This window comes from Nucisporomicrobium flavum, assembly GCF_016464385.1.
GTDB classification, from domain to species: Bacteria; Actinomycetota; Actinomycetes; order Mycobacteriales; family Micromonosporaceae; genus Actinoplanes; species Actinoplanes flavus_A.
This window is the reverse complement of sequence record NZ_JADMLH010000003.1, coordinates 152674-166148: the sequence shown is the minus strand read 5'-3', so window position 1 is coordinate 166148 and position 13475 is coordinate 152674. Positions and strand designations below refer to the sequence as shown.

8 protein-coding genes are annotated in these 13475 nt (G+C 73.8%); 1 reads left to right on the top strand and 7 read right to left on the bottom strand.

Annotated features, from left to right (window positions below; all coding sequences use genetic code 11):
* Positions 1-34: 34 nt before the first annotated feature.
* From IT780_RS08775 to IT780_RS08750, 6 genes are all read right to left on the bottom strand, one after another.
* Positions 35-1192: a hemolysin family protein gene (locus IT780_RS08775; RefSeq protein ID WP_199510954.1), complete on the bottom strand. Its 1158-nt coding sequence runs from the start codon at positions 1190-1192 to the stop codon at positions 35-37.
* Complete coding sequence (locus tag IT780_RS08770) at positions 1189-2505, bottom strand: hemolysin family protein (protein ID WP_199510953.1); 1317 nt, start codon at positions 2503-2505, stop codon at positions 1189-1191. Before IT780_RS08770 ends, IT780_RS08775 begins: the two co-directional genes overlap by 4 nt.
* Before the next feature lie 150 nt (positions 2506-2655).
* Positions 2656-4239 (bottom strand): M28 family peptidase, encoded by a 1584-nt coding sequence (locus IT780_RS08765; RefSeq protein ID WP_199511448.1) that lies wholly within the window; start codon positions 4237-4239, stop codon positions 2656-2658.
* 44 nt (positions 4240-4283) lie between these two features.
* The gene (locus IT780_RS08760) at positions 4284-5948 is read right to left on the bottom strand and encodes a serine/threonine-protein kinase (RefSeq protein WP_199510952.1); all 1665 of its coding nucleotides are present in this window, start codon (positions 5946-5948) and stop codon (positions 4284-4286) included.
* A gap of 64 nt (positions 5949-6012) precedes the next feature.
* Positions 6013-6675, bottom strand: coding sequence for a class F sortase (locus IT780_RS08755; protein ID WP_199510951.1), 663 nt, complete (start codon positions 6673-6675; stop codon positions 6013-6015).
* Complete coding sequence (locus IT780_RS08750) at positions 6675-7502, bottom strand: DUF4397 domain-containing protein (protein ID WP_307831094.1); 828 nt, start codon at positions 7500-7502, stop codon at positions 6675-6677. The genes IT780_RS08755 and IT780_RS08750 overlap by 1 nt, the downstream gene beginning before the upstream one ends.
* Positions 7503-7755: 253 nt before the next feature.
* Between IT780_RS08750 and IT780_RS08745 the strand changes: the two genes are divergently transcribed.
* Positions 7756-12327 carry an ATP-dependent helicase gene (locus IT780_RS08745; protein WP_199510950.1) on the top strand — a complete coding sequence of 1524 codons (4572 nt, stop codon included), beginning with the start codon at positions 7756-7758 and terminating at the stop codon, positions 12325-12327.
* Between the two features lie 330 nt (positions 12328-12657).
* Here the strand turns inward: IT780_RS08745 and IT780_RS08740 are convergent, their stop codons facing one another.
* Positions 12658-13395 carry a GNAT family N-acetyltransferase gene (locus IT780_RS08740; protein WP_307831093.1) on the bottom strand — a complete coding sequence of 246 codons (738 nt, stop codon included), beginning with the start codon at positions 13393-13395 and terminating at the stop codon, positions 12658-12660.
* Between the last annotated feature and the right edge of the window lie 80 nt (positions 13396-13475).

Sequence of the window (13475 nt, the reverse complement as noted above, 5' to 3'; positions counted from 1 at the left end):
CCGAGGCCCGGGACGGACCGCCCACTTCGGCAGGTCAGCGCATGCGCCTGCCCACCGGTACCGGGTCAGTCTCGTCGTCGAACTCGCCGATCACCTGCTCCAGCAGGTCTTCGAGGGCGACGAAGCCGACTCTTTCCCCGTCCCGGGTGACCATGGCGAGCTGGGCGCGGGCCGCGCGCATGCGAGTCACCGCGTCCGTGACGGTGACCGACGCCTCCAGATCGAACGGCGGGTCCATGAGCTGCGCGGCGGTCGCCGGCACGCCCGCGGTGGTGGCCCTGACCGCCTCCCGGACGTGGACGACCCCCACGACGTCCCCGGAGCCTGCCCCGCCCGAAGCCGGGACCGACGAGCCCGCAGCCGTGGCCGGAGACGAAACACTCGAGGCCGAGGTGGGAGACGAAGGGGTTGGGGAGGAGAAGGCCGGCGCGACCACGGCGAGCCGCGACCGGCCGCTGCGCTGCGACGCCGCCTCCACCTCCGCCGCCGATGAGCCCGGCGACACTGTCACCAGCTGGTCGTCCGGGATCAGCAGGTCCCGGACCTTGGTCTCCTGCAACTTGAGCATGCTGGTCAGCAGCTCCGTCTGCTCGGCCTCCAGCAGCCCTTCCGCCCGCGACCGTTCCAGGAGGATGTTCATCTCCTCCGGCCCGTGCGCCTGGGCGAGTTGGTCCTGCGCGTGCACCCCGAACGGTTTCAGGGCAGCGTTCGCCAGGCCGTTGAGCCCGGCCAGCGCCGGGCGGATCGCCCGGACGAAGGTGCGGAACGGCAGCGCGAGGATCGTCGCCGAGCGTTCCGGGTCGGTGATCGCCCAGGATTTGGGCATCATCTCGCCGATCACGAGGTGCAGGAACGTCACCACGACCAGGGCGAGCAGGAAGGCGATGACGCCGCTGGCGACGTCCGGGAGGCCCACCGCGTGCAGGAGCGGGTGGGTCAGGTGTTCGATGGCGGGTTCGGCGAGCGCGCCCAGGCCGAGGGTGCAGAGGGTGATGCCGAGCTGAGCGCCCGCGAGCATCAGGGCCAGGTCGCGGCTGCCGTCGAGCGCGGCGCGGGCCGCGCGGCTGCCCTCGGCCGCGGCGTGTTCGAGGCGGTAGCGCTTGCTGGCGACCAGGGCGAACTCGGCCGCGACGAAGAAGCCGTTGCCGGCGAGCAGGATCAGGGAGCAGATGATGGCCCAGGAGGTGCTCATCGCGACACCTCCGACGGCGCGGGCAGCGAGATGCGGACCGATTCCGGTACGTGGCGGTCCACCGACAGCACCGCGAGGGCCGTACCCGACTCGAGCGACACCGAGTCGCCGACCTGCGGGACCCGGCCGAGCTCGGCCATCACGAGGCCGGAGATCGTGTCGTAGCCGGCGGCCTCGGGCAGGTCCACGCCGGTGGCGTCGGTGACCTCGTCGATGCGCCAGCGGGCCGGGACGATCCACGAGCCGTCGTCCTGACGGGCCGGGGCCGGCTCGGGCAGGTCGTCCTCGTCGCGGATCGGGCCGACCAACTCCTCGGCGATGTCCTCGAGCGTGATGATGCCGGCGAAGCCGCCGTACTCGTCGACGACGCAGGCGAGCTGACGGTGGCCCGCGCGCAGCCGGTCCAGCACCACGGGCAGGCGCAGCGAGGCCGGCACGAACAGCGGCGGGACGGAGATCTCGGAGATCCGTACGCGGGACCGCTCCGCCGGGGGCACCGCGAGGATGTCCGCGATGCCGACGACGCCGACGATCTCGTCCACGCCCGTGCCGGAGCGGACCGGGAAGCGGGAGCGGCCCGTGTCGAGCAGGGCCACGACCTGCGACGCCGGGTCGGACGCCTGCACGGTGTGCACGTCGACGCGGGGCACCATGACCTCGGACGCCGTACGCCGGCGGAAGTCCAGGCCACGGTCGAGCAGCGCGGACAGCTCGGGGTCGAGGTGCCCCTCGGCGCGCGACTCGGCGATGATCTGCTCGAGGTCCTCCGCGGTGGCGCCCTCGGGCAGCTCCTCGATGGGCTCGACGCCGATCCGGCGCAGCAGCTTGGCGGCGGCCAGGTCGAAGAGCTTGATCACCGGGCCGAAGACGGCGAGGTACATCAGCGTGGAGCGGCTGAGCGCCTTGGCGACCGCCTCGGAGCGGGCGATGGAGAGGTTCTTGGGCGCGAGCTCGCCGAGCACCATCTGGACCACGGTCGAGATGGTCAGCGCCAGCACGAGCGAGACCGGCATGCTGACCGCGGTCGGTATGCCGGCGACGCCGAGCAGCTCGGCCAAACCGTCGCCGATGAACGGCTCGGCGACGTAGCCGACGATCAGTCCGGTGACGGTGATGCCGAGCTGGGCGCCCGAGAGCACGAAGGAGAGGCGTTCGGTGACCTCGAGCGCGCGCTGGGCGGCCTTGTCGCCGGCCTCGGCCTCCTGCCGCAGGCGGCTGCGGTCCACCGCGACGTAGCCGAACTCCTGGGCGACGAAATAGCCGGTGACGGCCGTCACGGCGATCACGAGCAGCACGCCCACCAGGATCAACACGGGGGAAACCAGGAGACGAGGAGGCGGGGGACGGGGAGCCGGGCCGAGCCCGGCTGACTACTGCCGATCACCCGAAGAAGAATATCAGCGGGCACTGGACGTTCGCTGGACGAACGGCCCGGGCGGAGACCCGCCCGGGCCGGCGGCACGTCACGACTTGGTGATCACCACGTTGTCCACCGCCGCCTCGACGAGGCTGGCCGTACCGGCGTCCGCCGCCTCCACCTGCAGCCTGATGCTCTGGCCGGCGTACGGGGACAGGTTCACCGTCGCGGTCTGCCACGCGGCGGCCCGGTTGCTCGCCGCCCCGGCCTGGCTGAACACGGTCGTCGCCGTGCTCCCGGAGATCACCTGCACGCGGAAGTAGTCGGCGCTCGAGGCGTTGTTGAGGTGCGCGAGATACCACGAGAACGACAGCGACAGCGTGCCCGTGGGCAGCGTGATCGCGGGCGAGCGGACGGTGGTCGTACCGCCGTCGACGTCGTTGGCGCCCGCGCTGGCGCCGGCCGTCGCGCCGGTCACGAGGTCGTAGGTGCCGCCTGCGGCCGTACCGAGCTGGGTGGCCACACCGGAGCTGGTCGCCGCGGGGTCACCGCGCTCCCAGGCGCCCAGGGTGGCGGTGTCGGTGCCGGCCGCGTTCGGCGTCCAGCCGGTGGCCGTCTCGAAGCCGTCGGAGTACACCGTCTGGCCGGTCGGCGGGGTCGTGGTGCCGGCTGCGAGCGTCCAGACCGCGTACGCGATCGCGTCGGAGTTGCGGTCCAGCGCGGTGTCGTTGATGTTCGAGATGGTGTCGCAGGAGCTGTGGTAGCAGGCGTCGAACGCGGCCTGCGTACCTCCCCAGAGCTGGACCTGCGCGGCGGTCTTGCGCCCCTCGGCGCCGGTGAAGATGCCGCCCGCGGGGATGCCGGCGGCGATGAACGGCCCGTAGTCGCTGCGGCCGTCGAAGTCGGTGCCCCGGGTCGGTACGCCGATCGACGAGAAGTACGCCGCCAGCGTGCTCTCGATCTGCGCGGAACCCGCGGGACCGGGGCCCGAGCCGGTGCCGTCGGAGTTGTCGCCGTCGTAGAGGAAGTAGCCGGGGTTCGGCGAGGCGACCATGTCGAAGTTCAGGTAACCGGTGATCGCGGCCTTCTGGGCGGAGCTGAGCGAGTTCACGTACGCCGTCGACCCGCGCAGCCCGAGCTCCTCGGCACCCCACCAGCCGAACCGCAGGTGCCGTTGCGGCTGGAAGCCGGTACGCGCCACGGCCAGCGCGACCTCGAGGTTGGCCGCCGAGCCGGAGCCGTTGTCGTTGATGCCCGGACCCGCGGTGACGCTGTCCAGGTGCGCCCCGATCATCAGCGTGTCGCTGGTGTCGCCGCCCGGCCAGTCCGCGATGAGGTTGTAGCCGGTGGCACCGCCGTACGTGAAGGACTGCTGTTGGGTCTGGAAGCCGGCGGCGTCGAGCAGGCCCTTCACGTAGGTGACGGAGGCGAGGTAGCCGGGCCTGCCGTGCGCGCGGTTGCCGCCGTTGGCGGTGGCGATCGACTGCAGCTGACTGAGGTGGTTCTTCACGTTCGCGACGGCGATGTCGGGTGGCGCCACCGCAGCGGCCGAGGCCGGGGTGGGGGCCGCGGCGGCGATGGTCAGCAGCAGGGCCGTCGCGCCGATCAGGGGCAGTGCTCTCACGGGCTTCCTCCGCGGGTCCGGGGGGTCGCCGTCGCCTTCGGGTGTGGCGGCGGCCACGCCGAGCATCGCAGAGAGAGAGGTCGATGCACTCATACCGACTGAGCCATACCTCAGCCCTCGGTGTAGAAGGTGCTGACGATCATGCCCCAGGTCGCGAAGTTCGCCGGCCAGTCGAGGTCCCGGGTGGTCAGGCCGAACGCGTAGGCGTCGCCGTCCGAGGCGATCCACCGGGTCATCGCGTGCATGCGGTCACCCGACGGAGTGTCGTACGCGTACTCCCAGTCGGCGGCGCGGGTGAGCGCGGGGACGCGGCGGATCGCGTACTCGCGGTAGGCGGGCAGGTCGCCCGCCCGCTTGAGCCGGGTGACCTCCGCGCGGCACGCCTTGACCGGGTCGCCCTTGGGGTTGCGCTCCGGGTCGATGCTCAGGATCCGCAGGTTGCCGGGGTCGCGGAAGCAGATCGTGGTGCCGACGTGCTGGTACGTCCAGCCGTCCGGCACCGCGATGTGGAAGTCGTTCAGCGTGAAGTACGACCAGCCGTCGTAGAGCGCCCAGCCGTTGCGCAGCTTCTGCGCGCCCGGCTGTGGTGTCCTGCGCGTGCCGGAAGGGGGCGGGTTCAGGCAGTTGACGGGGCTGAAGCCCTCGGCGACGCCGCCACCGGTCCCGGACGATGTCTGCGCCTGTGGAGACGCGGCGACGGGCGGCGCCGGGGTGTCGTCGTGGCGCAGTGCCAGCCCGGCGGCCACGCCGGCGCTGCCGAGCACCGCCACCGTCACCACCGCGGCCATCGCGAGCCGCGACCGTGAACGGGTGGGCGGCGACGACGGCTGCCGCTGGGCCGGGATCAGCGGAACGCTGGGATGCTCCTCCCGCTCGGACGCCGCCACGGCCGGCTGCGCCGGGGCAACCTCGAGGTCCGGAGGCCGGCGCGGGGACGGCACGGCGACGGTCACGGGCTGGACCGCCAGGATCCCGCGCAGCCGCTCGCCCACCTCCTCCGCCGTGAGCCGTTCGACCGGCTCACGGCGCAGCAGACCGGTCAGGACGGACGTCAGCGGGCCCGCCCGGACCGGTGGGTCCGGCTCGTCGGTCGCCAGCGCCATCAGCGTGGCCATGGCGCTGTCGCGGGCGAACGGCGAGCGGCCCTCGACGGCGAAGTACAGCGTCGCGCCGAAGGACCAGAGGTCGGACTCCACGGTGGAGGCGCCGTCGCGCGCTCGTTCGGGCGACACGTACTGCGGGGAGCCGACGACCAGGCCCGGGCCGGTCACCGAGCCGTCGTCGACGAACGTGGCCAGGCCGAAGTCGGTCAACACCACGCGCCCGTCGGTGCCGATGAGCACGTTGTGCGGCTTCACGTCGCGGTGCAGCACCCCGGCCCGGTGCGCGGCGGTGATGGCCGCGAGCACGTCGAGGCCGATCCGGGCGGCCTCGAGCGGCGGGGACGGGCCGTCCTCGCCGACGACCTGGTGCAGCGAGCGCGACGGCACGTACTCCATCACGATCCACGGCAGGTCCTCGGCGTGCACGACGTCGTAGATCTTCACCACGTGCGGGTGGTTGAGCCGGGCCGCGCTGCGCGCCTCGCGCAGCGTCCGGGTGCGCAGCCGGGCCCGCTCGTCGTCGGTCATCCAGTCCGGCGGGACGAACTCCTTGACGGCGACGTCACGGTCCAGCATCTCGTCGCGCGCGAGCCAGACCCGGCCCATCCCTCCGGCCCCGACCGGCTCGTCGAGACGATACCGACCGGCTATGAGCATCCGCCTGACCGCCATCGGCCCCCACCCACCTCGCTTCGTCATGAGGATAGTCGCGGGCCCCTGACCTGGCCTACCGCGATCACCCGGCCACCGCGTAGACCACCAGGTTGTCCCGGTACGACCGCAGGCTCCGATCGAACACCCCGCCGCAGGTGATGAGCCGAATCTGGCGGTCGGGAGTCGGGCCGTAGACCCGGTCGGTCGGGAAGTCGGATTTCGGATACCAGGCCGTCGCGGTCACCGTGAAGGTCACCGTACGGCCACCGCGGGTCACCTCGATCCGGTCGCCGGTGTCCACTTCGCGCAGCCGATAGAACACTGCGGGACCGCTTCTCGAGTCGACGTGGCCCGCCAGCACCGCGGGGCCGATGTCGCCGGGTGCGGTGCCGTCGGCGTACCAGCCGGCGCGCGCGTCACCCTTCGGCGGCACCAGTTCGCCACCGGCTCCCAGATGGAGCATCTCCAGCTGCGTGTCGATGCCGACGGCCGCGACCCGCAGGCGGGTCGGTGGGCCGGTCAGTGCCGGCTGGGCGGTCCGGAACGGGTCCGCGACACCTTCCGGTTCCGGCCAATCCGAAGGTACGGGCACAGCGGACCCGACTATGCCCGGCGGGACCTGGGCCCACCGGCCGAGCGCGGAGGTGCCCGGAGGCTCGTGGAGCAGCAGGTACCCCGTGCCGACCACGACGCCGGTGAGCAGGGAGGCCGCGACGGGCAGGGCGGCGCGGGCGCGTACCTTCATCAGGCCGTTCGCCGCCCCCGCCGCAGCGCGAGGAACACGCCTCCGGTGACCATCGCGGTGATCGCCGCCAGCAGTAGCGCCGCCGGGAGCGGGTCCTGCGGCCGGCTGCCGCCCGCACCGGTGGCCACCCCACCCTGCGGCACACCGCCCTGACGCGCCGCGTCGATGTGCAGCTCCGGCTTGAGACTGCCCCTCTCGCCGTCCAGCACGAGCAGGGAGTACACGTTGCCCGCGCCGAGCGTGCAGGGCAGGTCGCTGGTCGCGCCGCCGCCGCTGGGCTGCACCTTGACCGTCCACTTGCCCGGGTTCACCGCGCGGTATCCGGTGGTGGTGGCGAACGCGACCCGGTCGGCGATGGTGGCACCGTTGGCGCCGCCCACGTCCAGCACGGGTGCGCGTACGGAAGCCTGGATGATCCGGATCTTCGACTCGTCGCGGCCGGGCAGCCGGAGGTCGTCCTTGAACACGCGCAGGCCCAGGTCGGCGTACCGGCCCACGCCCGCGACGGTGTACGCCCCGCCGTCGCCCACGGTGACCTGCGTCGTGAGCACCGGCCGCGTGCCGGCCGGGGCGCCCGCCTTGCGCATCGCGACGGAGTAGGAACCCGTGGGCAGCCGCAGGTAGTTCGACATGGCGCCGTACGCGACGCCGTCGAACCTCTGATCGTCGACCGCGCCGGACTGCGACTTCAGGTAGACGTCGACCGCCGGGGTGTCCGGCGACAGATGCGCGAGCCGGACGTAGCCGGCGCCGGCGGCCCGGGCGGGGGACGCGGCCATGCCGAGCACGACCAGCCCGGCCAGCGCCCCTGCGATGATGCGTTTCACGAAGCCTCCTGCTCATGGGGCCGGTGTGCATCGACAGATCGATAAGTACGCTCTGCGTTCATCAATGTGCCGCACGTCACCAGACCCGCACCATGGTCCGTCCGGCCGGGCGAGGCCGCTGCCCGAGCGTCCGTCCTGTGGTCCAACGTCTGATTGATGCCCGTCGTCTGATCGGTTCGGCGTCCACCATTCGGACCGGTGACGCCGGTGGATGTCCCCGGGCCGGGCATTTTTGTCGGACCCCCGGGGCACCATGGGGACTGTGCGAGACGTGCTGGAGCAGTTCGGCCTGCCGACCCGGGAGTGGTTCAGGGCCGCCTTCGCCGCGCCCACCGCCGCCCAGGCCGGGGCGTGGCGGGCGATCGGTGCCGGGCGCAATGCGCTGGTCGTGGCGCCGACCGGTTCCGGCAAGACGCTCGCGGCGTTCCTCTGGTCGCTGGACCGGCTGGCGCACGAGGCGGTGCCCGACGACCCGAAGCACCGCTGTCGCGTGCTCTACGTCAGCCCGCTCAAGGCCCTGGCCGTCGACGTCGAGCGCAACCTGCGCGCCCCCCTGACGGGAATCCGACAGGCCTCCGGGCGCCTGGGCGTGCCGCCGCCCGACATCACGGTCGGGATGCGCACCGGCGACACCCCCGCCGACGAGCGGCGTACGTTCGCGCGGACGCCGCCGGACATCCTCATCACCACGCCGGAGTCGCTGTTCCTGCTGCTCACCTCCGCCGCGCGGGAGTCGCTGCGCGGCGTCGAGACGGTGATCATCGACGAGGTGCACGCGGTCGCCGCCACCAAGCGCGGCGCCCACCTGGCGCTGTCCCTGGAGCGGCTCGACGCGCTGCTGGAGCGTCCGGCCCAGCGCATCGGGCTGTCCGCGACCGTGCGGCCGATCGAGGACACCGCCCGGTTCCTCGGCGGCGCGCACGACGTCGAGATCGTCCAGCCCGGCAGCGCCAAGACCATCGAGGTCTCCGTCGAGGTCCCGGTCGAGGACATGACCCGTCTCGACGAGGTGCCCGATGTCGACGCTGACGACCCGGGCGCCGGCCGGCACTCGCCGTCCATCTGGCCCGCGGTCGAGGAGCGGGTGCTCGACCTCATCCAGGCGCACCGCTCGACCATCGTGTTCACCAACTCCCGGCGCGGCGCCGAGCGGCTCTGCGCGCGCATCAACGAGCTGGCCCTGGAGCGTGCCGAGGGCGAGCCGGCGCCCGCCCCCGGTCCGGCCACGCGTCCGCCGGCCCAGGTCATGGCCCAGTCCGGCGAGGCCGGCGGCGCGGCGCCGGTGGTCGCGCGTGCCCACCACGGCAGCGTCTCCCGTGAGGAGCGCAAGCAGATCGAGGAGGCGCTCAAGTCCGGCCAGCTGCCCGCCGTCGTGGCCACCTCCAGCCTCGAGCTCGGCATCGACATGGGCGCGGTCGACCTCGTCGTGCAGATCGAGGCGCCGCCGTCGGTCTCGGCCGGTCTGCAACGCATCGGCCGCGCCGGGCACCAGGTCGGCGCGATCTCCCGTGGCGTGGTCTTCCCGAAGCACCGCGGCGACCTGGTCTCCTGCGCCGTGGTCGCCGAGCGCATGGGCGAGGGTGCCATCGAGGAGCTGCGCTACCTGCGCAACCCGCTGGACGTGCTCGCCCAGCAGATCGTCGCCATGGTGGCCCTCGACGAGTGGCACCTCGACGAGCTGGCCACGCTCGTGCGCCGCTCCGCGCCGTATGCCGAGCTGCCCGACTCCGCGCTGCACGCCGTGCTGGACATGCTCTCCGGCCGCTACCCGTCGACCGCCTTCGCCGAGCTGCGTCCCCGCCTGGTCTGGGACCGCACCACCGACCAGCTCACCGGCCGACCCGGCGCCCAGCGCCTCGCCGTCACCAGCGGCGGCACGATCCCCGACCGCGGCATGTTCGGCGTCTTCCTCGCCGGCTCCGAGCGCGCCTCGCGCGTCGGCGAGCTGGACGAGGAAATGGTGTACGAGTCCCGGGTCGGCGACGTCTTCCTGCTCGGTTCCACGTCGTGGCGCATCGAGGACATCACCCCGGACCGGGTGCTGGTCTCCCCCGCACCCGGCGCCCCGGCCCGCATGCCCTTCTGGAAGGGTGACGCGCTCGGCCGCCCCATCGAGCTGGGCCGGGCCATCGGCGCCCGGCTGCGCGGGCTGACCCGGGCCGGCGACGAGACGGCCGTCGCCTCGCTGCGCGAGTCAGGCCTCGACGAATGGGCCGCCAACAACCTCATCGCCTACCTGCGGGAGCAGCGGGAGTCGACCCGCAACCTGCCCGACGACCGTACGGTCGTGGTCGAGCGCTTCCGCGACGAGCTGGGCGACTGGCGGATGACCGTGCACTGCGTCCTGGGCGCCCGCGTCAACGCGCCCTGGGCGCTGGCCATCGCCCGCCGGCTCAGCGAGCGGTACGGCGTGGACGGCCAGGTCATGCCCTCCGACGACGGCATCGTGGTGCGCCTGCCGGACACCGCCGAGGAACCGCCCGGCGCCGACCTGGTCGCGTTCGACCCCGAGGAGATCGCCCAGATCGTCGAGGAGTCCGTCGGCACGTCGGCGCTGTTCGCCTCCCGTTTCCGCGAGTGCGCCGCCCGCTCCCTGCTCCTGCCCCGCCGCGATCCGCGCCGCCGGCAGCCGCTGTGGCAGCAGCGTCAGCGCTCGGCCCAGCTGCTCGACGTGGCCCGCGAGTTCGCCGACTTCCCGGTGACGCTCGAAGCCGCGCGCGAATGCCTTCAGGACGTCTTCGACGTGCCCGGGCTGGTCGGCCTCATGCGTGAGATCGGCGGGCGCAAGGTCCGGCTCGTCGAGGCCGAGACGCCGCGGCCGTCGCCGTTCGCCCGCTCGCTGCTCTTCGGGTACGTGGGCGCCTTCCTGTACGAGGGCGACGCGCCGCTGGCCGAGCGCCGCGCCGCCGCCCTCGCCCTGGACTCCACACTGCTCGGCGAGCTTCTGGGCCGCGTCGACCTGCGCGAGCTGCTCGACCCCACCGTGGTCACCGAGAGCGAGAGCCAGCTGCAGTGGCTGACCACGCAACGCACCCCGCGCGACGCCGAGGACGCGGCCGAGCTGCTCCGGCTGCTCGGTGACCTGTCGCCGGCCGACCTGACCGCCCGGTCGGTGGACCTGGACTGGATGGAGCAGCTGGCCGGTTCGCGGCGGGCGATCCGCGTCCGCATCGCCGGCGAGGAACGCTGGATCGGTGTCGAGGACGCCGGCCGCTACCGCGACGCGCTCGGCGTGGCCCTGCCCGTCGGCGTCCCCGAGGCCTACCTCGAGCCGGTGGCCGACCCGCTCGGCGACCTCGTCGCCCGGTACGCCCGCACCCACGGCCCGTTCGCCGCGGCCAGCTGCGCGGCGCGCTTCGGCCTCGGCGTCTTCGTCGTCGAGCAGGCCCTCAAACGGCTCAGCGCCACCGGCCGCGTCGTCTCCGGCGAGTTCTCCCCGGGCGGCGCCGGCACGGAATGGTGCGACGCCGAGGTGCTGCGCCTGCTGCGCCGCCGGTCACTCGCCGCCCTGCGCCGCGAGATCGAGCCGGTGCCGCCGCGCGTGCTGGCGGCGTTCCTGCCCCGGTGGCACCAGATCGGCGGCAACGCCCGCGGCGTCGACGCGCTCGCCGCCTCCATCGAGCAGCTCCAGGGCCTGGCGGTGCCCGCGTCGGCGTGGGAACGGCTCGTCCTGCCCGCCCGCGTCGCCGACTACGCGCCGCCCCAGCTCGACGAGCTGTGCGCGGGCGGCGAAGTGCTCTGGGCGGGCTCCGGCAGCATCTCCGGCGGCGACGGCTGGGTCACCCTCGCGTACGCCGACAGCGCCCCGCTGCTGCTCGCGCCGCCCGACGAGGAGCTGGCGCTCACGCCGCTGCACCAGGCGGTGCTGGACGCGCTCGGCGACGGGCAGGCGCTGTTCTTCCGTACGCTCTCCGACAAGGTCCACTCCACCGACGACACCGGGCTCGCGGCGGCCGTGTGGGACCTCGTCTGGGCCGGCCACCTCACCAACGACACGTTCGCCCCGCTCCGGGCCCTGCTCGGCGGCAGCGGCGCCCACCGCGCCAAGGCGCCCCCCGCCCGCACCCGGTACGGCCGCCCGGGACGCCCCGGCCGCCCGGTCATGCCGTCCCGCGGCGGCCCACCGGCGATGGCCGGCCGCTGGTCCCGCCTCCCCGACCGCGACCTCGACCCCACCCGCCGCGCCGCGGCCCAGGCCGACCTCCTGCTCGAACGCCACGGCGTCGTCACCCGCGGAGCCGTCATGGCCGAAGGCGTCCCGGGCGGCTTCGCGGCGGTCTACCCCGTGCTCGGCGCCCTCGAGGAACGCGGAGCGGCCCGCCGCGGCTACTTCGTCGAGGGCCTCGGCGCCGCCCAGTTCGCCGTGCCGGGAGCCGTCGACCGCCTCCGAGCCCTCGCCGAACCGGCCGAGCTCGCCAAACGCACCGGCGCCACGGCCGTCGTCCTCGCCGCGACCGACCCGGCCAACCCGTACGGCGCGGCCCTGCCCTGGCCCGACCGCATCGTCGACAGCGGCAACGGCGAACCCACCCCCGCCACCGGCCACCGCGCGGGCCGCAAAGCCGGCGCCCTGGTCCTCCTCGTCGGCGGCGACCTCACCCTGTACGTCGAACGCGGCGGCCGGACCCTCCTGTCGTACACCGACGACCCGGAGGCCCTGATCGCGGCCGGCCAGGCGCTGGCGGGCTCGGTGAAATCGGGCGCACTGGGGCCGATGTCGGTGGAGCGCGCGGATGGGGAGTCGGTCCACTCGTCGCCGCTGCGGGACGCGCTGCAGGCAGCCGGCTTCCGCGCCACGCCGCGGGGGTTGCGGCTGCGCGGCTGAGCTGAAACCTGAAGGCTGAGGCGCTGCGGATTCGCGGCCGGCTCGGCCGCGGCGCTTCCGATCCCGCGCGGCCGGCCCAGCCCGCGCGGCGCTTCCCATCCCGCGCGGCGCTTCCCATCCCGCGCGGCGCTTCCCATCCCGCGCGGCGCTTCCCATCCCGCGCGGCGCTTCCCCATCCCGCGGCGCTTCCGATCCCGCGCGGTCGGCCCAGCCCGCTCGGCCGCCCCAGCCCGCTCCAGCCCGCTCCAGCCCGCTCCAGCCCGCTCCGGCCCGCTCGGCCCGCTCGGCCGCTCGGCCGCTCGGCTCCAGCGTTTGCCCGCCGCGTCCCGGTCAGCCGTTGACGGTCGGCCAGCGGATCGTGTACATCCAGTCCGGCCCGTCCTCGCCCGGCCCGTCGAGATGGTCCGCCCTGCTCAGCCCCGCCCGCACGGCCACCTTCTGCGAGGGCACGTTCTCCGGGCGTACGCGGGCGAGGATCGGCCACTCCGGCAGGTGTTCACCGGCCCACTTCACCACGGCGTCCGCGGCCTCGGTGGCGAGGCCGATGCCCCAGTAGGCCGGGTCGAGGCGGTAGAAGAGGTTCAGGACCTCCCGTTCCCGGAAGCGGACGAACTTCAGGCCGCAGAAGCCAACCGTCGCCCCCGGCCCGGCACCCATCGCCCCCAGCCCAGCGTCCGCCGCCCCCAGCCCAGCGTCCGCCGCCCCCAGCCCAGCGTCCGCCGCCCCCAGCCCAGCGTCCGCCGCCCCCGGCCCAGCGCCGGTTGCCCCCGGCCCGGCGCCGGTTGCCCCCGGCCCAGCGCCCCCCGGCCCCGGCTCCGCGCCCATCGCCCCCGGCCCGGCGCCCGTCGCCGATCCGGGGTCCCGCGCGGCGGCCACCCAGTAGCCGAAGCTGTGCCGCCGCCAGTGGTCGTCCCAGCGCAGGAAGAGGCGCTTCGCGTCCTCGCGGTCAGTCAGCAGGTCCGACGGGTTGTGGCGGCAACACTCTGGGTTGCTGTGGATCTCGAAGATCGCGTCGAGGTCGCTGGGTGCGGGCCGGCGCAAAGCCAGCCGCGCGGTGACAATCTCCACGGTTCGCGACTTTACGATCTAGACCGGCAACAGCACCAACCTGACACATTCCACCCCGCCCGGTTGAGTAACCGGACGGG